The 22,665-nt window shown below is 61.8% G+C and carries 18 protein-coding genes and 1 riboswitch; of the genes, 7 read left to right on the forward strand and 11 right to left on the reverse strand.

What is annotated here, in order from left to right; translation table 11 throughout:
• Positions 1-87: 87 nt before the first annotated feature.
• Positions 88-193, reverse strand: a riboswitch (TPP riboswitch).
• A gap of 196 nt (positions 194-389) precedes the next feature.
• A complete protein-coding gene (locus HX786_RS16280) occupies positions 390-1,829 on the forward strand; it encodes a TolC family outer membrane protein (protein ID WP_102604279.1) in 1,440 nt (479 codons plus the stop codon).
• Positions 1,830-1,951: 122 nt separating this feature from the next.
• On the opposite strand, the gene waaA is transcribed toward HX786_RS16280, so the two are convergent.
• Together waaA and HX786_RS16290 are read right to left on the reverse strand one after the other, a co-directional pair.
• Positions 1,952-3,229, reverse strand: a complete 1,278-nt coding sequence (waaA, locus tag HX786_RS16285) for a lipid IV(A) 3-deoxy-D-manno-octulosonic acid transferase (RefSeq protein ID WP_177039703.1) — start codon at positions 3,227-3,229, stop codon at positions 1,952-1,954.
• Positions 3,230-3,252: 23 nt separating this feature from the next.
• On the reverse strand, positions 3,253-4,143 hold the full coding sequence (locus HX786_RS16290) for a LysR family transcriptional regulator (protein WP_008439125.1): 891 nt from the start codon (positions 4,141-4,143) through the stop codon (positions 3,253-3,255).
• 103 nt (positions 4,144-4,246) lie between these two features.
• On the opposite strand from HX786_RS16290, the gene HX786_RS16295 reads away from it, so the two are divergent.
• The 4 genes from HX786_RS16295 to HX786_RS16310 all read left to right on the forward strand — a co-directional run bounded on the left by HX786_RS16295 (position 4,247) and on the right by HX786_RS16310 (position 7,730).
• Positions 4,247-4,582, forward strand: coding sequence for a multidrug efflux SMR transporter (locus tag HX786_RS16295; protein ID WP_003209492.1), 336 nt, complete (start codon positions 4,247-4,249; stop codon positions 4,580-4,582).
• Between the two features lie 153 nt (positions 4,583-4,735).
• A complete protein-coding gene (locus HX786_RS16300) occupies positions 4,736-5,911 on the forward strand; it encodes an FAD-binding oxidoreductase (RefSeq protein ID WP_008439128.1) in 1,176 nt (391 codons plus the stop codon).
• A complete protein-coding gene (locus tag HX786_RS16305) occupies positions 5,908-6,720 on the forward strand; it encodes an aldo/keto reductase (protein WP_003209490.1) in 813 nt (270 codons plus the stop codon). Before HX786_RS16300 ends, HX786_RS16305 begins: the two co-directional genes overlap by 4 nt.
• A 41-nt stretch (positions 6,721-6,761) precedes the next feature.
• Positions 6,762-7,730: a hypothetical protein gene (locus HX786_RS16310; RefSeq protein ID WP_003209488.1), complete on the forward strand. Its 969-nt coding sequence runs from the start codon at positions 6,762-6,764 to the stop codon at positions 7,728-7,730.
• A gap of 117 nt (positions 7,731-7,847) precedes the next feature.
• On the opposite strand, the gene hldE is transcribed toward HX786_RS16310, so the two are convergent.
• Complete coding sequence (gene hldE / locus HX786_RS16315) at positions 7,848-9,269, reverse strand: bifunctional D-glycero-beta-D-manno-heptose-7-phosphate kinase/D-glycero-beta-D-manno-heptose 1-phosphate adenylyltransferase HldE (protein WP_003209486.1); 1,422 nt, start codon at positions 9,267-9,269, stop codon at positions 7,848-7,850.
• 154 nt (positions 9,270-9,423) lie between these two features.
• Positions 9,424-11,229: a lipid A export permease/ATP-binding protein MsbA gene (msbA, locus tag HX786_RS16320; RefSeq protein ID WP_003209481.1), complete on the reverse strand. Its 1,806-nt coding sequence runs from the start codon at positions 11,227-11,229 to the stop codon at positions 9,424-9,426.
• A gap of 159 nt (positions 11,230-11,388) precedes the next feature.
• On the opposite strand from msbA, the gene HX786_RS16325 reads away from it, so the two are divergent.
• A complete protein-coding gene (locus HX786_RS16325) occupies positions 11,389-13,266 on the forward strand; it encodes an O-antigen ligase family protein (protein ID WP_178912332.1) in 1,878 nt (625 codons plus the stop codon).
• A 66-nt stretch (positions 13,267-13,332) separates the two neighbouring features.
• Here HX786_RS16325 and HX786_RS16330 read toward each other — a convergent pair whose 3' ends face one another.
• The 7 genes from HX786_RS16330 to HX786_RS16360 all read right to left on the reverse strand — a co-directional run bounded on the left by HX786_RS16330 (position 13,333) and on the right by HX786_RS16360 (position 20,399).
• Positions 13,333-14,217, reverse strand: coding sequence for a glycosyltransferase (locus HX786_RS16330; protein ID WP_102604281.1), 885 nt, complete (start codon positions 14,215-14,217; stop codon positions 13,333-13,335).
• The gene (locus HX786_RS16335; protein ID WP_134325632.1) at positions 14,214-15,362 is read right to left on the reverse strand and encodes a glycosyltransferase family 4 protein; all 1,149 of its coding nucleotides are present in this window, start codon (positions 15,360-15,362) and stop codon (positions 14,214-14,216) included. The genes HX786_RS16330 and HX786_RS16335 overlap by 4 nt, the downstream gene beginning before the upstream one ends.
• 85 nt (positions 15,363-15,447) lie before the next feature.
• Positions 15,448-16,854 carry a PIG-L deacetylase family protein gene (locus tag HX786_RS16340; RefSeq protein ID WP_178912333.1) on the reverse strand — a complete coding sequence of 469 codons (1,407 nt, stop codon included), beginning with the start codon at positions 16,852-16,854 and terminating at the stop codon, positions 15,448-15,450.
• Complete coding sequence (locus tag HX786_RS16345; RefSeq protein WP_178912334.1) at positions 16,851-17,747, reverse strand: GNAT family N-acetyltransferase; 897 nt, start codon at positions 17,745-17,747, stop codon at positions 16,851-16,853. The genes HX786_RS16340 and HX786_RS16345 overlap by 4 nt, the downstream gene beginning before the upstream one ends.
• Positions 17,748-19,505, reverse strand: coding sequence for a carbamoyltransferase (locus tag HX786_RS16350; protein ID WP_008439143.1), 1,758 nt, complete (start codon positions 19,503-19,505; stop codon positions 17,748-17,750).
• Positions 19,506-19,659: 154 nt separating this feature from the next.
• Positions 19,660-20,013 carry a YceK/YidQ family lipoprotein gene (locus HX786_RS16355; protein WP_008439144.1) on the reverse strand — a complete coding sequence of 118 codons (354 nt, stop codon included), beginning with the start codon at positions 20,011-20,013 and terminating at the stop codon, positions 19,660-19,662.
• Between the two features lie 53 nt (positions 20,014-20,066).
• The gene (locus HX786_RS16360; protein ID WP_010169294.1) at positions 20,067-20,399 is read right to left on the reverse strand and encodes a YceK/YidQ family lipoprotein; all 333 of its coding nucleotides are present in this window, start codon (positions 20,397-20,399) and stop codon (positions 20,067-20,069) included.
• Positions 20,400-20,556: 157 nt separating this feature from the next.
• Between HX786_RS16360 and HX786_RS16365 the strand changes: the two genes are divergently transcribed.
• Positions 20,557-22,647 carry a TonB-dependent receptor gene (locus tag HX786_RS16365; RefSeq protein ID WP_178912335.1) on the forward strand — a complete coding sequence of 697 codons (2,091 nt, stop codon included), beginning with the start codon at positions 20,557-20,559 and terminating at the stop codon, positions 22,645-22,647.
• The last annotated feature ends 18 nt before the right edge of the window (positions 22,648-22,665 follow it).

Genomic DNA, 22,665 nt, shown 5'->3' on the forward strand with positions numbered 1-22,665 from the left:
GGACGCACTGTGCCAGTGCTGTGCTTGGCGCACGGGCTGTTCGATTGTCGAACAACATCCCGGACGAAGCACAAGAGGACTCGCCGGGTGACGAGAAATCTTGTTCCCTACGCAGGCGCTAACCTGATCAGGTTCAACGGGATCCGGTATTTACCGATCTCAGCCTTCCAACAAGGCACCCCGACAAGAACGCGGCCAGTCTAGACCATGGAGCAGGCAAATTGCCAATGGCGGTGCATTCATCGTGATGAATGGCGTAATTACAGGATTGTTGTGCCGTGATAGCGCCACTACACTCGGTGACTGCCTGAGGTCTTGACGCCAGGAATGGGCCGCCTTAGCCTTGGGCACCAAATTATCGCCGTAATATTTAATCTAGGGATCGCCTCATGCTGCGCAAACTTTCACTGGCTCTCGCCGTGTCTTGTGCGACCAACGGACTGGTCTGGGCAGCTGAAGCGCCCCTGACGACCAAAACCGACCTGGTCAGCGTCTACCAGGAAGCGGTGGACAACAACGCCGACCTGGCCGCCGCCCGCGCCCAATACGGCGCGCAGAAAGAAGTGGTGCCCCAGGCCCGCGCCGGGTTGCTGCCGAACCTGTCGGCCGGTGCCGACATCAACAATGTGCGCACCCAGCTGGACCAGCCCGCCGCCACGGTCAACCGCGACGCCCATTCCTGGCGCGCGACCTTGAGCCAGCCGCTGTTCCGCGCTGATCGCTGGTTCCAGCTGCAAGCCGCTGAAGCCGTCAACGAGCAGGCCGCGCTGCAACTCTCGGCCACCGAACAGAACCTGATCCTGCAAAGCGCCGAAAACTACTTCGCCGTGCTGCGGGCCCAGGACAACCTGGCGTCCACCAAGGCCGAGGAAGCCGCGTTCAAGCGCCAGCTGGACCAGTCCAACGAACGCTTTGACGTCGGCCTGTCGGACAAGACCGACGTGCTGCAATCCCAGGCCAGCTACGACACCGCACGGGCCAACCGCATCCTGGCCCAGCGTCAGGTGGACGACGCCTTCGAAGCGCTGATCACCCTGACCAACCGCCAGTACAACTCGATCCAGGGCATCGTCCACACGCTGCCGGTGCTGCCGCCGGCGCCGAACGACGCCAAGGCCTGGGTCGAAACCGCCGGCCGCCAGAACCTGAACCTGCTGGCCAGCAACTATGCCGTCACCGCCGCCGAAGAAACCCTCAAGCAACGCAAGGCCGGCCACGCGCCGACGCTGGATGCCGTGGCGCAATATGAAAAAGGTGACAACGACGCCCTGGGCTTCAGCAACCCGAGCGCCTTTGGCCAGCCGTATCACGGTGACGTGTCGCAACGCACCGTAGGCTTGCAGTTGAGCATCCCGCTGTACAGCGGCGGCCTGACCAGCTCGCAAGTGCGCGAATCCTATTCCCGCCTGGGCCAGACCGAGCAGCAACGCGAAGGCCTGCGTCGCCAGGTGGTGGAAAACACCCGCAACCTGCACCGCGCGGTGAACACCGATGTGGAGCAGGTACAGGCGCGCCGCCAGTCGATCATCTCCAACCAGAGCGCGGTGGAAGCCACGGAAATCGGTTACCAGGTGGGCACGCGCAACATCGTCGATGTGCTGGACGCCCAGCGCCAGCTGTACACCTCGGTGCGCAACTACAACAACAGCCGCTACGACTACATCCTCGACAACCTGCGCTTGAAGCAGGCGGCGGGCACGTTGAACCCGGGGGACTTGCAGGATCTGGCGCGTTACCTGAAGGCGGACTACAACCCGGACAAGGACTTCCTGCCGCCGGACCTGGCCAAGGCCGCCGCGGCGCAGCTGAAGGCTAACCCGGGTTACTAAGACCGCCCGTTAACCCAATGTGGGAGCGGGCTTGCTCGCGAAAGCGGTGTATCAGTCGACTTATTCGCTGACTGACACTGCGCATTCGCGAGCAAGCCCGCTCCCACATTTGATTTGTGTTGTTAGACGTTAAGCAGTCTGCCCAATCCGTCCAGCAAACGCTTCAATGCCCCCTGATTGGCGCGCATCACCGCCAGCCCCGCCTGCCCCATCTTCTGCGCGTCCTGCGGCAGCTCGAACAAACGCTGCACCGCCACCGCCAAACCCTCGGCATCGTCCACTTCCTGCAACGCGCCGGCGTCGCGCATCATTGCGCTGATTTCCAGGAAGTTGAACACGTGGGGCCCGCAGATCACCGGCTTGGCCAAGGCCGCCGGCTCCAACGGGTTATGCCCGCCCGTGGCAACCAGGCTACCGCCGACAAAAGCGCTGTCGGCCAGGGCATACAGAAACAGCAACTCGCCCATGGTGTCGCCCAGCAACACCGAGGTTTGCGCCGTCACCGCCTCGCCGCTGGAGCGACGCACCGTGGCGAAACCCTGCTGCTGGCACAGCTCGAACATCGGGTTGAAGCGCTCCTGATGGCGCGGCACCAGGATCAGCAACGCATTGGGATAACTGGCAAGCAACTGGCGATGGGCGGCGAGCACCACTTCGTCTTCGCCTTCGTGGGTGCTGGCGGCGATCCATACCGGGCGTTCACTGGCGTGCCACTGTTCACGCAACGCGGCGGCGCGCGCCAGCAGTTGCGGGTCGATGGTCAGGTCGAACTTGATCGAGCCGGTGACTTCGACAGTCTCGGGCCGTGCACCCAGGCTGCGAAAACGCTCGGCCTCGGTTTCGGTCTGGACGGCGAACAGGCTCATTTCCGCCAGCATCGGCGCGGTCAGCCTGGCGAAACGCCCGTAGCCCTTGGCCGAGCGAGCCGACAGCCGCGCGTTGGCCAATGCCACGGGAATCCCGCGTTTGGCGCACTGGTGAATATGGTTGGGCCACAGTTCGGTCTCCATGATCACCGCCAGTTTCGGCTGCACGCGATCGAGAAACCGCTTGGCCGCACAGGGCAAATCGTACGGCAGGTAGCAGTGCTGGATGCGCGGCTCGTTGGCGAACAACGCCTGGATGCGCTCGGAACCGGTGGGCGTCATGCAGGTGACGGTGATCGGCAGCTGTGGATAACGTTCCAGCAGCCCGCGAATCATCGGCGCAGCGGCGATGCTTTCGCCCACCGACACCGCATGCACCCAGATCCCGCCGGGTTGCATCACCGGCAAGCCCCAGGAGAAGCGTTCACCCACGCGCTTCGCGTAAGCAGGCGCTTTGCGGGCCCGCAGCCACAGACGTAAAGCCACCAACGGCAGCGCCAGGTAAAACAGACAGCTGTAGAGAGTTCTATTCATGGCGGCGGAGTTTATCGGCTTTTTCAGTCGATCGCCTGCAAGCACTCGGCAAAACGTTCGGCGAGGAAACGCGCGGCCGGGCCGAGGGGCTCGTCGCGACGCCAGACCAGCTCCACCACCAGCGCCGGCGGGGTCCATTCGCTGTTCAGTTCGACCATCTGGTTCTGATAGGCCGGATACTGCACCACATGCCGCGGCAACCAGGCCCAACCCAGGCCGCGCGCCAGCCATTCGGCCAGCACGTAGAAACTGTCAGCCCGCCACACTTGCGGGCTGGCGGCCTCGCTGCCGGGATACACACTGGTCTGGGTCGCCATCAGCAATTGGCGAAACTGCGCCAGGCGCTGGCAATCCACGAACTGCTCCTTGGCCATGGGATGCCCGATACCGCACACGGTCACCATCTCCACACTGCCCAGCACGCGGCGCTCCAACGCTTCGGGGATCTGATCGTGATAGAACAGCAGGCCCAGATCCGCCTTGCGCTCCACCAGCTTGCGCGCGACATCGCCTTGGGCGGCGCTGGACAACTGCACTTCCAGGCTGGGAAATTTTCCCGCCAGCGCTTCGAGGCTATCGAGCACCGGCTGATAGAGCATGGCTTCATCCTGGGCCAGGCGCAGGCGCGCCTCTTCACCGCGCATCAATGACAAGGCACGGCCATTCAGGCGCTCGCACTGGCGCAAGACTTCCCGCGCCTCCTCGAGCAGTGCAGTGCCCGCCTCGGTCAAACGGGGCTGGCGGCCGCTGCTGCGGTCAAACAGGGATACGCCCAGGTCCGCCTCCAACAGGGCAATCCCATTGCTGACCGCCGATTGCGCCCGACGCTGGTCCCGCGCCACCGCCGAAAATGAACGCTGCTCGGCGACGCTGACAAACAGGCGCATTTGCTCAAGACTCCACTGCACGCTCATGGCTCAACCCATCTTCAATTCGGATAGGTAATGACTTTACCGCATCTGACAAGTCTCTAAAATGCCAACCTTATCAAGCGACCCTGTACCGAGGATTTACCCCATGAACGCCGCCTACTATTACCTGGCCATTGCCATCTGCTCGGAAGTGATCGCCACCGTTTCCATGAAAGCGATCAAGGGTTTCAGCACGCCAATCCCGTTGTTGCTGGTGATCGTCGGCTACGGCGTGGCCTTCTGGATGCTCACGCTGGTGGTGCGCACCGTGCCGGTGGGTGTCGCGTATGCAGTGTGGGCCGGGATGGGCATCGTGATGGTCAGCATCGCCGCGCTGTTTATCTACGGGCAGAAACTGGATATCCCGGCGATGCTGGGCATGGGCCTGATTGTGCTGGGCGTGGTGGTGATTCAGTTGTTCTCGAAAACGGCCGGGCACTGAGCGTTCACGTGAGATTCAATTGAGGCTGAAACTCGCAGCCTCGTTCCACTCGACAGCTCCTGCGGTGCGTCTGTCATCAGGGAGCGTTGGGGCGAAGATTCACTTCATGAGCCTGTATACTGCGCAGCCTGTCTTGAACACTGAGGTCGCTGCATGCCATCCGTTATTTCCACCGACGTTCTGATTGTCGGCGCCGGGGTTGCCGGCCTCTGGCTCAATGCGCGCCTGCGCCGCCAGGGCTTTTCCACGGTATTGGTGGAAAGCGCCACCCTCGGTGGCGGGCAAAGCGTGAAGTCCCAGGGGATCATCCACGGCGGCGCCAAATACGCACTGCACGGCGCCCTGACCGGTGCCTCCGAAGCCATCGCCGACATGCCCCGCCGCTGGCGCGAAGCCCTGGCGGGCAACGGTGAACTGGATCTCTCCGGCGTGCGCCTGCTGTCCGAAGCCCACTATTTGTGGTCGCCGGGCACCATCGCCGGCAACCTCACCAGTTTCTTCGCGAGCAAGGCCGTGCGTGGCCGCGTGGATCAAGTGAAGGGCGATGACCTGCCACCGGCCCTGCAAGATCGCCGCTTCAAGGGCAAGGTCTATCGCCTGGCCGAACTGGTGATCGACGTCCCAAGCCTTATCGAACGCCTGGCGCAATTGGCCGGTGACGGCTTGCTCGCGGGCAAACAGATCGAACCCTTGCTGGAACAAGGCACACTGGTCGGCCTGAAGGTCGATGGCCGTGAGATCCGCGCCCAGCGTATCGTCGTCAGCGCCGGCGGCGGCACCGCTGACCTGCTCGGCGCCCTGGGCCTGAGCCAGCCCGCCATGCAACGCCGACCTCTGCACATGATCATCGCCAAGGGCCCCGGCCTGAAGCCGCTGTACGCCCACTGCCTGGGGGGCGGCACCAAGCCGCGCATTACCGTGACCACGCATCCCGCCGCCGACGGCAATTGGGTGTGGTACCTGGGCGGCGATATCGCCGAAGCCGAAGGTGTGGCCCGTACCCCGGAGCAACAGATCGCCACCGCCCAAAAAGAGCTGGGGCAGTTGCTGCCCTGGATCGACATGAGCCAGACCCAATGGGCCACCTTGCGCGTCGACCGCGCCGAACCATTGCAGTCAGGCCTGACCCGCCCGGACAACGCGTTCCTCGCCGAACAGGATCGCCTGTTGGTGGGCTGGCCGACCAAGCTGGCATTGGCACCGGATTTCGCCGATCGAGTGATCAACGCACTGGAACGTGACGGCATCAAGCCCGGAACTACCGAAAAACTGCCCGAGCTGCCGAAACCCGCCATCGCCCAACCTGCCTGGGAGCAACTGCTGCCATGACCCTGCCGACTCTGCACGACCTCCACCGCCCACTGGGCAGCACCGGCCTGCTGGTCTCGCCGCTGGGCCTGGGCACCGTCAAGCTGGGCCGCGACCAAGGGGTGAAATACCCCAGTGGCTTCCAGATTCCCGATGACGATGCGGCGCGGATGCTGTTACGCCAGGCCCGGCAATTGGGCATCAACCTGATCGACACTGCGCCCGCCTATGGCCGCAGCGAAGAACGCCTGGGCCCGCTGTTGCGCGGCCAGCGCCAGGAATGGGTAATTGTCAGCAAGGTGGGCGAAGAATTTGCCGAAGGCGTATCCCATCACGACTTCAGCGCAGCCCACACCCGGCTTTCGGTGGAGCGCAGCCTGAAACGACTGGAAACGGATTTTATCGATCTGGTGCTGGTGCACTCCGACGGCAACGACCTGCATATTCTCAATGATTGCGAGGTTTACCAGACCCTGGAAGACCTCAAGCGCGAGGGCAAGATCCGTGGTTTCGGCTTCTCCGGCAAAACCGTCGAGGGCGGTGTAAAGGCTCTGGAACAAGGTGATTGCGCCATGGTCACCTACAATTTGAACGAACAGGCCGAGAAAGCCGTCATTGATTATGCCGCCGCACACGGCAAGGGCATCCTGGTGAAAAAGGCACTAGCCAGTGGCCATGTCTGCCTGGAATCCGGAGTGGATCCAATTCACGCCAGTTTCATGCTGTTGTTTGCGCAAACTGGCGTTGCCAGTGCTATTGTCGGGACCATTAATCCGCTGCACCTCGCCCACAACGTGGCGACCGCTGCCAAGGTCATTCGCCAACTCTGATGCCGCCGACGCGGCCGACCCCGACGCAAGAAGGAGCCGACATGCCGCGAACGCTCATAAGAAAGAACCCCAGCAACTTCAAGACACTGCCGCTGCACGTCGAAGCAACCCCCGAAGGCTTGAGCTACCAGAGCGTCGGCATGCCGCTCAACTTCGCCCAGACCCTGCAACGGCGCAAGCCGGTGGAGGTGAAAGACACCGAGCGTTTCGTGCTGGAACTGGCCAACCTTGGGGTCTCGGTGCGCCTGACGCTGCACTGGCAGAACCGCGATTACTGGGTGCTGGTGCGCCAGCGCCGACAAGACCGTGGCGACGTCGTGCTCAAGCTGATCTCCGGCTATGTGCCGGCCCACGAACTGAACCTGCCACTGCACACCGCCATCCAGGAAATCGCCGAGGAATGCCTGCTGGAAACCCCGGAAGGCTGGCTCGGCGGTCGTTTCAATGACACCTGGCTGCCGGCGCCCTACTCGTCGGCCCTGCACTACCGCGAAGCGTTGCCGTTCCGTCTCTCACCGCTGTCCGGAGCCGCGCGCCCGGTGCGCTGCGCCACCATGCAATTGATTGAACGGCCACGCGCCTACGTGCACCTGCCCACGGCTTCGCTGCAGTTGATTTATGACTTGCGCCTGGAAGTGCCCAAGGAGGCGAAGTCCCTGAGCCTGTTTCATGTGGACGAGCGCCTGGAGGGCGACCAATTGGTGGCCCGCCTGGACCGCCAGCGCCCGGACCTGTACCTGATGCCGCTGAAGGACGGGCAGCCGTGTGCGGAGCTGTATACCTTGAAGAAGGATCAGCTGTATCCGGCGAGTACGCGAGGGTTGTATCTGGCTGAAAGCTTTGCCCAGCAGGAAGGCTGGATCGTGCGGGATGAGCGGATCCGCTGGAAGGACTGGCTGCGCCAGCAAGGACTGAGTGCGCCGGAGAAAGAATCGAAATTGAAGCGCTTGACGGGTAAGGCGCGGCAGATCTTGCGCAAGATCGTGCCGAAGAAAAAAGCCAACCCGTAACCGGACATCAGGTCGCGGCGGTCGAATGTGGGAGCGGGCTTGCTCGCGAATGCGGTGTATCAGTCACTGCATATGCCAGCTGACCCACCGCTTTCGCGAGCAAGCCCGCTCCCACCATCAGTTATTGCGGATCTTCTCGACAATCGCCGTGGTCGAGCTGTTTTCCACCAACCCCAGCACTTTGACCTTGCCACCGTAGGCACTGACGATATCGGCACCCACCACCTGGTCGACGGAATAATCACCGCCCTTGACCAGCACGTCCGGCTTGACCTGGGCCAGCAGGTTTTCCGGGGTCGCCTCGGCAAAGCTGATCACCCAGTCCACCGCCCCCAAACCTGCCAGCACCGCCATGCGACGGTCGACACTGTTGATCGGCCGGCCTGGCCCCTTGAGGCGGCTGACCGACGCATCATCGTTGACTGCCACGATCAAGCGATCGCCCTGGGCCCGCGCCTGCTCCAGGTAGGTCACGTGACCGGCGTGGAGGATGTCGAAGCAACCGTTGGTGAAGACAATGCTCTCGTTATGGGCACGGGCATCGTCAATCGCCAGCAACAGTTGCTCAAGGCTCAACACGCCGCGCTCCGAGCCTTCGGATCGCTGGATGGCGCGGCGCAGCTCAGGTGCACTGATGGCCGCCGTACCGAGCTTGCCGACCACGATACCTGCTGCCAGGTTGGCCAGGGCCACCGCATGGGGAAGTTCCTCGCCCGCCGCAATTGCCGCGGCCAGGGTGGAAATCACGGTATCACCGGCACCGGTCACGTCGAACACTTCACGGGCCCGCGCCGGCAGGTGCATGGCCGGGTGATCAGGACGCAGCAAGGTCATGCCGTGTTCGCCACGGGTCACCAGCAAGGCACCCAGGTCGAGGTCGGCCATGAGTTGGGCGCCCTTGGTCACCAGCTCGTGCTCATCGACACAACCGCCGACGATGGTTTCAAATTCGCTGAGGTTCGGCGTGATCAGGCTGGCGCCCCGATAAATCGAGAAGTCCTTGCCCTTGGGATCTGCCAGCACCGGAATGCCCCGGGCCTTGGCGGCCTGGATCAGTACCTGATGGTTTTTCAAGGCGCCTTTCCCGTAGTCGGACAGCACCAGCACCTTGATACCTTCGAGCATCTCGTCGACCTGGGCGCTGAGCACCAGGGCGTCGGTGGCGAAGGGTTCTTCAAAATCGATACGCAGCAATTGCTGGTGCCGGCTCATGACCCGCAGCTTGACGATGGTCGGCTGGTGGGGAATGCGCTGGAACAGCGCACGCACACCCGCACCCTTCAGGCTGTTGGCCAGGCTGTCGGCAGCCTCGTCGTCGCCGGTCACACCCACGAGGGATGCCGGGGCGCCGAGGGCGGCAATATTGAGGGCAACGTTGGCAGCGCCACCTGGACGGTCTTCGATTTGCTCGACCTTGACTACCGGTACCGGTGCCTCAGGGGAAATCCGTGAGGTACCGCCATGCCAGTAACGGTCGAGCATGACATCGCCGACCACCAAGACAGGGGCTTGATCGAATCGCGGCATGGACAACTTCATGGAGCAACCCACATACAAAATGAACAGGGGCGCGATATTACCACAGGGTTGTCAAAGGCTTGTGCAATGTAGGAGCCGGCTTGCCGGCGATGCGGCCACCGCGGTTTTTCAGTGCAACCGCGGTGGCCATCGCCGACAAGCCGGCTCCTGCAGATCAGGTGATGTCGGCCGGGATCGGCGCGTCCAGGCCCATGGCATGCAGCCGGGCGTAGTAACCGTTTTGCGCCAGCAATTCGCCGTGGGTACCGCGCTCGACTATCCGTCCATCGTCCATCACCAGGATCAGGTCGGCTTTCTCGATGGTCGACAGGCGGTGAGCGATCACCAGGGTCGTGCGGCCTTGCATGACCTTGTCCAGGGCGGCCTGGATATGGCGCTCCGATTCGGTGTCCAGCGCCGAGGTGGCCTCGTCGAGGATCAGCAATGGCGCGTTCTTGAGCAAGGCCCGGGCGATTGCCAGGCGCTGGCGCTGGCCGCCGGACAGCAGCACGCCGTTTTCGCCGACCTGGGTGTCGAAGCCCTTGGGCAACTGGTCGATGAAGTCCTTGGCATAGGCATCGGCCGCTGCCGCCTCGACATCGGCTCGCGGTGCGCCGGCCAGGTCACCGTAGGCGATGTTGTTGGTCACCGTGTCGCTGAACAGGGTCACGTGCTGGGTCACCTGGGCGATGTGCCGACGCAGGTTGAGCAGGCGATAGTCTTCGATTTCCACGCCGTCGAGCAGGATCTCACCGCTCTCATGGTGGTAGAAACGCGGGATCAGGCTGGCCAGTGTCGACTTGCCGCTACCCGAACGCCCCACCAGGGCAACCATCTGCCCGGGCTCTGCGGTAAAAGTGATGTCCTTGAGCACATGACGCTCGGTGCCCGGGTAGGTGAAGTTCAGGTTGCGCACTTCCAGGCGGCCGCTGACCTTGTCGCGCTCGATGGTGCCGCGATCGATTTCCACGTCTTCGTCCAACTGCTCGAAAATACTTTCGGCACCGGCCACGCCTTTCTGGATGGTCGAGCTGACTTCGGACAGCTGGCGGATTGGCTTGGGCAACAGGCCGGCCAACGTGATGTAGGCCACCATGTCACCCGCCGACGCATCACCGCGAAGGTACAGGACCAGGAACATCAACACTGCCATGGCGCTGTAGATCACCAGTTGCAGCGCCGGCGTATAGATCGCGCCGGTGCGGGTCATGCGCAGTTGCTTGTTGGTGTTGCTCAGGCTCGCCTTGAGGAAGCGCTTCTGCTCATACACCTCACCGCCGAAGCTGCGCACCACGCGGTAGCCCTGGATGGTTTCCGAGGCAACGTGGGTGACGTCACCCATCGCAACCTGGATCTTCTTGCTCTGCTTGCGGAATTTCTTGCTTGCGGTGCTGACCATCACGGCAATCAACGGCAGGATGGCGATCATCACCAGGGTCAGCCGCCAGTTCATGAACAGCAGCGAGGCGAACAGGAAGATCACCGTCATGCCTTCGCGAATCACCACCTTGATGGCATCGGTCGCAGCACCGGTGACCATGGTCACGTTGAAGGTGATGCGGGAGATCAGGTGCCCGGAGTTGTGATTGTCGAAATAGCGGTTCGGCAGGGTCAGCAGGTTGTTGAACAACTGCACCCGCAGGTCGTGGACCAGGCCCAGGGAAACCTTGGCCAGCAGGTAGTTGCCCAGGAACGAACCGAGGCCCTGCCACGCGGCGATCAGGATGATCAGCAACGGCACGGCCTGCAGCAGTTGCAGGTCACGCAGGAAAGGCACCGTGGGGAACAACACCGCTTCAGGGTTGGACAGGCCATCGACAAAGTACTTGAGGATGTAGCCCAGCATCGGCTGGGTCGAAGCGAAAATCAGAAAGCCGACGATACTCAACGCGAACAAGCCGGCATAGGGCTTAACGTAGCTGAGCAGGCGGAAGTATATTTTCAAGCTCGAAGGGCTTGCGCTCGGACTGGAGTCGGTCATATCACGCGGCGGTTTTGAAAAAGGAGGCTGACTTTAGCACAGCTTCTCTGTTGTACTTGCACGCGGCACAACCGCAGCCCCGTTGGATCCAACGGACGACATTATATAGCCACTACTTTAGTATGGTCGGCTTTCTTTATTCTGGAACGGCTTTTCTGTATGCACTCCAAGCGCCTTACCTATGGCTCAAATCGCGTTTTCGACTTCCTCTGTTTGTGGATTCTGCCCATCGGCTTGTTGTTGCTCCTGAGTTCGCTGTTCTTCGTCACCAATCGAAACGTGCTGCACAGGTTCTACTACCTGCTGTTCGCAGCGCCGACACTGTTGCTGCTGTGCCTGCGCCCGACGGAATTCAAGCAGGTATTGCGCGAGCCCCTGGCGATTGCCTTCCTGGTTTTCTCGGGCTGGGCGCTCACCAGCCTGCTCTGGAGCCCTGAGGCCACGACAGACTCCGACCTGTTCAAGCGGCCACCGAATACCTTCACGTTGTTTGTCGGCTTAGGACTGTTGCTGCATTACCGCAGCGAACTGTTCAAGCCGATCTTCTTCTGTGCCGCGCTGATTGCGCTGATATCGAGCGCCTGCAGCCTGGTGGCTTTTGCTCCCCACCTCTCGGATGGCTCGCGAATGATCGGCGGGCGTGGCGCTCTTGATAATCCGCTGCTGAGCTCTCACGTATTCGGATTCTTCTGCATTTACTGGCTGTACGTATGCATGACCACCAAGCGTGCGCACGTACTCTGGTTCAGCGTTCCGGCACTGGCAATCATGGGCGCTGCAGTGATGGCCACCGGCTCGAGAACGCCGCTGGTTGCCCTGCTCCTTGCCGTGCTCTGGATGAGTTTCATCACTCGCAATCGGCGCTCGGCCCTGCTGATCGCCTGTATGGCGCTGGCGGCCGCGGCGCTGCTGCTGCTCTATCCCGAACTGATCACCAATCGTGGCAGCTCGTCCCGCTTCGAACTCTGGAGCATGTCGCTTGCGCGTATTGCCGAACACCCCTGGATCGGCCACAGCTACGACTCAGAGTTGTACCTGACACTCGCCGACGGCAATCAACTGCGCGAACCCCACAGCTTTGCCCTCGGCGTGCTCTATTACGTCGGCACCATCGGCTTCATCCCGTGGATATTCATGCTCGGCTGGGGCCTGTACAAAAGCCTCAAGGAACGTGCGCAGCCATTGTTCATCCTGGCCTCCTCCCTGCTGGCCTATGGCATCGGTGCCGGCCTGACCGAAGGCGGCGGCATTCTCTCGCGACCAAAAGAGCACTGGTTCCTGCTGTGGATCCCGCTGGCACTGATCGCCGGCCTGAGCATCGCCCAGCGTCGCCGCAGCCTGCTGCGCATGCCGGTTCAACGCCTGAACTCGCAAGACTTCGAACAGCTGTGCGCCAACGCCCACGTGATCGAAGCCGATGGCCTGGGGCCCAAGGTCCTGCGCCTGGAGGATGGCAGCTTCCTCAAGCTGTTCCGCCCTCGTCGCTGGTACACCTCAGGCAGCTTCAATCCCTATTCAGAGCGCTTTGCCAGCAACAGCGAGCAACTGCGTGCATTGGGGATTCCATCACCGGTCATCCTCAATCTCTATCAGTTAAAGGATGCGAGCAGCGCCGTACGTTATCAGCCGCTGCCCGGCCTGACCCTGCGCCAGGCCCTGCAAAGCCTGGACAGCAGCCTGCGGGAATCGCTGATCGAACGTTTCGGCCGGTTCATGGCCCAGCTCCACGAGCGCGGCGTGTACTTCCGCTCCCTGCACCTGGGCAACGTACTTTTGATGGATGATGGCGAGTTCGGCCTGATTGACGTGGCAGACATGCGCATCTACCCATCGCCGCTGCGTAACGCCCTGCGCCAGCGCAACCTGCGGCACATGCAGCGTTATCCCCAGGACCGCAACTGGTTGTTCGAAACCCACTTTGAACAACTCGCCGCTGGCTACGCTTCGGCAGCATCGCCAAGCGCCACGGCGAAGATCCGTGACCAGGTGTCCAGGCTCAATCGTCCGGTTGCGCAGGTAGCGAACCCGGCCAAGTGATGGTTTGAAGCGCCGGGGTTGCAGGCCCCGGGCCATTGCGGTGAACGCAATGGCCCGGCCGAAGCCCTATGAGCTGCGCTGCGGCGCCAGGTACAGCCGCACCAACCCACGCAAGGTCTTGCGACCCCAGAACTTCAACGGAATCTGCTTGAGGATCTCCCGCGCCAGTGGGCGGTCACGGTCGGCGGTCTTGAGGAACATCGAGTTCAGGAAGTTGTAGCGAACCTGATCGTAGGCGGGATGATCGCTGAACAACCCGTAGGTCTTGAGGATGTTCTGGATCATGTAGCGGTGATTCTTGTAGGTGTTGGTCGCGTGCTGGCGATAGCGCGCCATCACCACGTTCAACACGTCGATGGTGTACCCGGCGTGGGTGATCTTCAATTCGATCAGCAAGTCTTCCAGCGGAATCAGCGGATCGAACCCTCCGACCTCTTCCAGCGCCTGCCGACGGATCATCAGCGTCGGTGCCGGCGGAAAGGGCTTGCGATCGAGGAACAGGTCATCGAAATCCAGGCTGCGAAACGGCAAGTCGCGGCGCTGCTTCTTCTCCGGGTATGGCTTGCCGTCCCCATCAATCAACTCGATATTGCCGGCGCAAATGCCCACCTTCGGCTTGCCTTCCATGTAGGCAACCTGGGTGGCGATGCGCTCGGGCAGCATGATGTCATCGGAGCCGAATGGCGCGATCAGGCTGCCTTTGGCGCGAGCGATGGCACCGTTCAGGGTATTGGTCAGGCCCTGGTTCTGCTGCACCTGGAAATCAAACCCGTGTTCGGCCTGCAAGCGCTGGATGCGCTCCACGCTGTCATCCCTGGAGCCATCGTCTACCACCAGCAACTCGATGTTGGGGTAGGTCTGGCCGAGCACACTGAGAATGCTCTGCTCGATGTACGGCCCGTGGTTGTAGGAGGCGATGATCACAGTGACCAGGGGTTGCTGCAGACTCATGCTTTACCTACTTCACGCAGACCGGTTTCGATCAGGTTCAAATACTTGTGCCGGAACTCGTCCAGGGTGTGGTTTTCTTCCAGGTAGCGGAACACTTGCTCACCCTTGGCGCGCAGTTCTTCGTCGCTCAGCGCCAGGTAAGTGTCCAGTGCTGCCGCCAACTGCTCGACATTGCCCGGATCATGGGAGAGGCCGCCGGCACCTTGCACCAACGGCAGCATCGCCGGGCCATTGGAGGCGATGACCGGCAGATGGCCGCTCATGCCTTCCAGCAGCGCCAGGCCCAGGCCTTCGAACAACGACGGCATGGTCCAGATGTCGAAACCGCGCACATACTTCATGCCATCTTCGCGAAAGCCCAGCAGGTGCGCACGGCCGGTCAGGCCCAGGCGCTCGATATCGGCGCGCAGGTCTGCTTCGGCGCGGCCGGAGCCGATGATCCCCACCTGGGCCTCAGGGTATTTGTCCTTGAGGGTGGCGAACGCTTGCAACAAATGGGTGTGGCCCTTGATCGGCACCAGGCGGCCCAGGGCGCCAATCATCCGTGCATCCAGCGGCAGGCCCAGGGCCTCGCGCGCTTCATCCCGTGGCAACTGCAAGGCTTCGGCCTGGGGGATGTCGATGGCATTGGTGACAAAGGTGGTGTTTTCGCGGGTGAACCCGCAGTTGAGGTCCACCAGGTAATCCCTGACCGCTGCCGACACCCCGACGAATCGCCACGCCGGGCTGACCCACTTCTGCGTCTGGCGCCGGCGGTAGCCCCGGGCGTACTCGCCAAAACCGTGGGAAATGCCGATGCACAGGGGGATCTTCAACCAGCGGTTGAGCGACAGCATCATGTTCACCGACTTGAAGCGGTTACAGATGACCACGTCGAATTTCTGCTCGCGGCAATATTTGTAGATCTGCCACATCGCGCCGAAACGAATGCCCTTGAGGGACTTTTCCGGCAACTCGAAATAATGGGAGTGCTCAGCCACGCTCAGGGGCTGGCCGGGCAGCGGGCGGCCGCTGAGGAACCCGGATGTGACCTCGAAACGTTCAGCCGGCAAGGCCTTGACGATCTGCTCGCCGAGGTCGGCGAAGTCGTGGGTCTTGACGTTGTAGTCCGGCTGTAACTGCAAAACCTTGAAACGAGGTTTCATAACTCTCCATGCTGCAATCTGGCTGCGGGCGCGCAGCCCGGCGAAAAGGGGCGGCAGGCGCTGCAAGCCTGCCTTCAATAAGGTCTCAATCCTGCTTCAACACCCAGAGCAACTCATGACGGCGCACCGCCTTGCGGAAGAACTCATTCTCTCCGTAAGGCGATGGACTACGGCCCGCCAGTAATTGCTGCAACCACCTGCGCACGCGGCGCTTGAACGGCGCCCGCGGCTGCAAGTCGTGCATCATGCCCAGGGCCATGGCCTTGTCCTGCTGCTGGCTCAGCGTCAGCGGCAAACTGCAAGGCACAAGTTCACGGGAGGCATCAAAACGCGGCGGCAAGGCCACGCCAGCGCCCGAATCCCCCATGGGCCAACGATCGTTATCATGCAGGTGGTTGGCGTAGCCGAGCAACGTGCCCGGTTGCCACTCCAGGCCTTGCAAGGCTTCGAGAATCGCAGCGTGGGCGCAGATGTGATCCGGGTGCGGATCCAGCAACGGCGTTGGCAACACGATCACCTGCGGGCGCGCCTTGAGCAGCAATGCCCGCAGGTCGGCAATCAGGTTATTCCAGGTCGGGGCGCCGTCCACATCCCCGGGCAAGGCCAGGGCATTGAACTGGCGAAACAGCCGCGTATCGTCCAACTGGGCTTCCCGGGAAGCCTGGGGCTGATCCGGTGCGGCCTGCATCGCTGCAAGCTGCATGCAGAAGTACCCCAACTGCACGCACTGCGCTTCGGGAACGCCCGCCCAACGCGGCACGGTGACGCTGTCCCAGGCACGCAGGCGGCCTTTGAGTCGTGCGGCATCGGCCTTGGGCATGCCCATCTGCTGATAGTGATCGGCTTCGATTTCGCCCGCCGTCAGGGTGACGATCCAGCTCTCGTCGGCTTGGCTGTAGAGGCTGAAAGCGGCGAGTTCGGCATCGTCGGCATGGGGCGCGATGACCATCACCCGTTGGCGACGGTAGTCCGGTTGGCGGAACAACCAGAGCGTCGGCTGCCCCTTGATCCGGCAGAAGCGCCCGCGCAAGCGCAGCTTACCGCCGGCGAGTGCTTCGCCCATGCCCGTCAGGTTGAGGTAACGCCGGCCTGAAAGACCACGCTCGAAGACTTGCCGGTCGGGTGCATCCAGGCCCGACACGTCCACCGCAGGATCGAGAAAACGCCCGAGCCAAGAGCTTTTGAGTTCAACCCTGACGATCAGGGTTTCATCGCCTACCAGAGGCGTGTCCAACAGCAGGCGCCCGGCTTCAAGACGCAGGCCCGTGCACTCGCTCCCTTCAGGAAACGCGTACTCATAGTCGTCTTTAGGCGAGTATAACAGATGATCGGCAAACCAGGCCTCATGCGCGGCCCACAGCACCACGGCCAGCACCAGTGGCAACCACCAGGCCACCAGCACACCGACAGCCACCAATAGCAACAGACCCACCAACAGCGCAATACGCTTGTTGCGCCGGTGCTGCTTGAGCAATTGCTGTTTGCGACTCATACGCTGAACACCGGCACCGGGTTGCACCAGCGCTCCTTGTATTCACGGTCGGAACGCCCGAAGGAGAAACGCAGCGGCTTGTCGCTCGCCCGCGCTTGCTCCCAGGCACTTTGGGTATTGAGGAAGCTCAGCACGCTGCCGGGGCTGAACGTCTTGGTTTCAGGGTCGACACCGCCGTTGACGTATTCGGCGCTGACCCACTGCGGCGCCTGCACCTGATACACCAGTTGCACGGCAATCGCCGCGTCATTGAGAAACAGCACCGAGCCGAACAGGAATTCCTTGAGCAACTCCAGCACCTCGGCCAAACGCTCGGCACCTGCGGCCGGGAAACCCCAACGCCGCTGGAACAGGTCGCAATAAATCGCCGCCAGTTCGCTGCTGGAAAACTCGCCGACCGCCCTTACCACGCCGCCCGCCTCTTCCAGCAAACGCAGTTCGCGGCGCTGGTTGTAGCGAAACTTCTTCGACAGCTCTTCCGGTGTGCGCGCCATGGCCAACTGCTCGGCCTGGGGCTTGAGGGTGCTTACGCGCCCCTCATTCAGTGCAGAGAGATAGCGCGCGCGATGGCGCAACGGCACCTGCGCATCGGCGGCAAGCGGCAGGATGATCTCGGCGTTACCCAGATCAAACAGGCCTTTTTTGCCTTTGCGCTTGAGCACGTCCTTGGACAGGGCCAGGTCGCGCCCCCAGGTAGCAATTGCGCCCTTCAGCTCACCGTCCTGCTCCCAGCCCAGGTAGCGCACCGGAATCTGCGCCAGGTGCGCCAGCCGCTCGACGATCTGCGGATGAGTCGCCACGCTGCCGCCAAAACGCTGCCAGGCCTGGGCGTAAACCTCGGCCTCGACAGGCGTCCAGCCACGTTCACGCCAGCCCTGGAAGCGGTTCAGCATTTAGACCACGGCGTCATAAGGGTCCACGCCGTCCTTGACCACGAGGATGTCTTCCATGATCAGGTACTGCAGGTCGGAACCGAAGAACATGTTCAGCGCGTCGGTCGGCGAGCAGATCATCGCTTCGCCACGACGGTTGAGCGAGGTGTTCAGCGACACACCATTGCCGGTCAGTACTTCCAGTTCTTTCATCATGTCGTAGTAGCGCGGGTTGTATTCGCGCTTGAGCACCTGGGCACGGGAGGTACCATCTTCATGGACCACTTCCGGCACGCGGGTTTTCCACTCTTCCGACACTTCAAAAGTGAAGGTCATGAACGGCGCCGGGTGATCGACCTTGATCATCTGTGGCGCAACGGTGTCGAGCATCGACGGGCAGAAAGGCCTCCAGCGCTCGCGGAACTTGATCTGGTGGTTGATCCGGTCAGCCACGCCGGTGGCGCTTGGGCAACCGATGATCGAACGACCGCCCAGGGCACGCGGGCCAAACTCCATGCGGCCCTGGAACCAGGCCACCGGGTTGCCGTCGACCATGATCCTGGCGATGCGCTTGGGCATGTTTTCAATCTTGCGCCAAACCGGCTTGCTCTCGTGCTTGGCGCACGCCGCGATCACGTCTTCGTTGCTGTAGGACGGGCCGAGATAGACGTGTTCCATCTTCTCAACCGGTACGCCACGGGCGTGAGACACGTAGGCGGCTGCACCCACCGCAGTACCGGCATCGCCGGACGCCGGCTGCACGAACAGCTCCTTGACGTCGTCGCGGGCAATGATCTTCTGGTTCAGCTTGACGTTCAGCGCACAGCCGCCGGCGAAGGCCAGCTTGCCGGTGTCTTTGAGGATGTCGCCCAGGTAATGGTCGATCATCTGCAACGCCAGCTTCTCGAACAGCGCCTGCATGCTGGCCGCGTAGTGGATGTACGGCTCGTCGGCGATATCGCCTTCGCGCTTCGGACCCAGCCACTCGATCAGTTTTGGCGAGAAGTAGAAACCCTTGCCCTTCTCTTTGTAGCGGCGCAGGCCGATGACGTTGGCGTAGTCGGTGTTGATCACCAGCTCGCCGTTTTCAAAGGAGGCCAGGCGCGAGAAATCGTACTTGCTGGCATCGCCATACGGCGCCATGCCCATGACCTTGAACTCACCGTCGAGCATCTCGAAACCGAGGAACTCGGTGATCGCGCCATACAGGCCGCCGAGGGAGTCCGGATCGTAGAATTCCTTGATCTTGTGGATCTTGCCGTTTTCGCCGTAGCCGAAGAAGGTGGTGGCGTACTCGCCCTTGCCGTCGATCCCGAGGATCGCGGTCTTCTCCTGGAAGCCCGAGCAATGGTAGGCACTGGAGGCGTGGGCCAGGTGGTGTTCAACCGGTTCGATCTTGATTTTCTTCGGATCGAAGCCCAGTTGCTCCAGGCACCAGACGATCTTGTTGCGATAGCGCTTGTAGCGACGGTTGCCCATCAGGATCGCGTCGAGGGCGCGGTCCGGGGCGTACCAGTAACGCTTGGCATAGTGCCAGCGGGCCTCGCCGAACAGGCTGATGGGGGCGAACGGAATCGCCACCACATCAACGTCGGAAGGCTTGATACCGGCTTGTTCCAGGCAGAACTTCGCCGACTCGTAGGGCATGCGGTTCTTTGCATGTTTGTCGCGTACGAAGCGCTCTTCTTCGGCGGCCGCGATCAGCTTGCCGTCGATGTACAAGGCTGCGGAAGGATCATGGCTAAGGGCGCCGGACAGGCCAAGAATCGTCAATGCCACAGGGGTCTAGCCTCTTTTAGTCTGCATGCAGGCGCGTCACGCCTGAAAAAAGTGTGCTCCCCGCCTGGGCGAGAAACAGCTAAAGGGCGGGATTATAGCGTAAACACGGCGCGGGATGATCTAGGGATTGTGGCGACCGGTTGTCACTGCAGGCCTAGCGGAAAATCTCGATGCTGCCGTCCCTGTTCTGGCGGTAGACCGTGTAGGGCAGCACAAGGGTGTCGAGCAAGCCGGAGGCCACGAGCTCGGCGGCGAAGATCGGCAGGGAGCCGGAGGCATCGCGCGTGTGCTCTTTGGTGGTGTCGGGCGCGCCGTTCAAGGTGCAGAAACCGTAGATCACCCCACTGTAGATACGCGGCACGTTTTCACAATAACTGCGCGATTCCTTGAGGTTCTGGCTGGCAACGGCGTCCGGGCGAAACACCGTGTTGATGGTGCCGCAACCGGTGGTGGATACCAGTACAGCGGCGAGAAGGACTCTGGTTGCAAGACTCACGGACAACTCCATTTGGCATAAGTGTGGGCATTCATCCCTGCCCCATACAACCTTGCCGGATCCGTTTATGAACCCGGGCGCCAATAGATACTGATGTTGCCATCGGTACCTTGCTTGTAGACCGTATAGGGCAGGACCACTGTATCAACAATGCCCGAGACCGTTATATCCAATAGAACGAATGGCATCAGCACGCCAGTGAGGTCCGGCGCGGCGTGCAGCAGGCAGAAATCAAAGGCAACCCCGCTGTAGACACGGGGAATCGACTGGCAGTAGGTTTTTTGCTTCCTGAGTTCACGTGCCGCCGCCGCGTCTTCGCGCAACAGCGTATTGGCCGTTCCACAGCCGCTCAACACAAGGATTCCAATGCTTAGCGCAGCAGTCATTTTTAGCGTCATGGCAAGCCCTCTGAATGGCCAGCAACGCTAACATCGGCCCTGTTGGCGACCCAGACCCCACGCACCGCCGCGCCATGTAAGAAGATTCCGAAATGGCAAAAGCTGGCTGAATCGTTAAACTCGCGCACTTTTGTGCGCCATGGATGCTGGTTTACTCATGAAAGTTGTTGTACCCACTCGATTTGCGATGCTGCTTCCCGGACTGCTTGGCCTGTACAGCAGCGCCCAGGCCGATGAAGCGCCACTGGTCCTGGACCCCAGCGTGGTCACCGGTTCGCGCAGTGCCAGCCCGTCGTTTGACCTGCCGTATTCGGTGGACAGCATCAGCCGCGAGCAAATCAGCGATGGCCAACTGGGCATCAATGCTTCAGAGGCACTGTCCCGCGTGCCCGGCCTGGTGGTTCAAAATCGCCAGAACTACGCCCAGGACTTGCAGATTTCCTCCCGTGGCTTCGGTGCTCGCTCGGCATTTGGTGTGCGCGGTATCAAGCTGATCGCCGACGGCATACCCGCCAGCACCCCGGACGGTCAGGGCCAGGCGGCCACGTTCAACCTCGACACCGCCGAGCGCATCGAAGTCCTGCGCGGCCCGGCCGCCACACTGTATGGCAGCAATGCCGGCGGCGTGATCCAGATGTTCTCCCGCAACGGCGAAGGCCCGCCGCGCATCGGTGCCGAGACGCTGGTGGGCAGTGACGGCCTGAGCAAGAACCACCTCACCGCCGAAGGCGCGGCAGACGGCGCAGGCTTCGTGCTGGACGCCTCGCGCATGGACACCGACGGTTATCGCGACCACAGCAGCGCCCGCCGCGACCAGACCTTTGCCAAGCTCAATTTCGAGCCCGATGAAGACAGCAAACTGGCGCTGATCTACAGCAGCCTGGAACAGAACGGCACGCAGGATCCGCTGGGGCAGGCGTGGGATGCGTACAAGGCCGACCCGCGCTCAGTCAGCAGCGCCGCCGAGCTATACAACACCCGCAAAAGCATCGACCACCAGCAACTGGGGATGAATTACGAGCGGTATTTCGGTGATGCCACACTGCAGGTGAATGCCTATACCGGGCGACGGAGCGTGATTCAGTACCTGTCGATTCCCAAGGGAACGCCCGCTAACGAACGCGGCGGCGGCGTGGTGCAGTTCGACCGCAAGTTCTACGGCGGCTCCGTGCGCTGGATGCAACCGGTCGACAGCGTGCCGGGCGAGCTGATGATCATCACCGGCCTGGATTTCGACCAGAGCGAAGACAGCCGCCACGGCTACCAGAATTACAGCGGCAACACCCTTGGCGTAAAAGGCCAGTTGCGCCGGGATGAAATCGACACCGCCCGCAGCCTCGACCCCTACATCCAGGCCAACTGGGCCATCGACCGCTGGACCCTGCAAGCCGGGGTGCGCCACAGCACCATGGAACTGGACGTCGACGACCAGTTCCTGAGCAACGGCGACTCCAGCGGCAACAAGACCTACCAGAAGAACACGCCGTCCGTGAGCGTGATGTACGCCTTCACGCCCGACCTGCACGCCTACGTCAGTGCCGGCAAGGGTTTCGAGACGCCGACCCAGGCGGAACTGGCCTATGCGCCAGGCAATATCGAAGGGTTCAACTTCGGCCTGAAGCCGTCTGAAAGCACTCAATATGAAGTGGGCCTGAAGGCACAGCTGAACGATACCCGAGTCAACGCCGCTGTCTTCCAGATCACCACCGAGGATGAGCTGGTGGTGGATCAATCGATCGGCGGCCGCACCAGCTACCAGAACGCCGGACGCACCCTGCGTCGCGGCTTCGAACTGGGCATCGAAAGCCAGCTCAGCGAACAGTGGAGCACCAACATCGCCTACACCCGCCTGCAAGCCACCTACGACAGCGACTTCATCGGCGGCGGCAAACCGGTGGACAAAGGCAACTACCTCCCCGGTGTGCCACAAACCACACTATTCGCAGAGCTCAACTGGAAACCCCGGGACTGGGTCAGCACCGCCGTGGAAGGCATGTACCGCAGCAAGGTCTACGTCGAAGACACCAACCAGCAACACGCGGCACCGGGCTACAGCGTATTCAACTGGCGCGCGCGGTTTGAGCAGAAGGTGGAGCACTGGACCTTTCACCAGACCTTGCGTCTGGATAACTTGCTGGATCGCCAGTACGTAGGGTCGGTCATCGTCGGAGACGGCAACGGCCGCTATTACGAAGCAGCGCCGGGACGCTCCTGGTACGCCGGCGCAGGCGCCGAGTACACATTTTAGAAACTGACCATTGAACTT

Source organism: Pseudomonas sp. 21615526, assembly GCF_013386245.1.
Taxonomy (GTDB): Bacteria; Pseudomonadota; Gammaproteobacteria; order Pseudomonadales; family Pseudomonadaceae; genus Aquipseudomonas.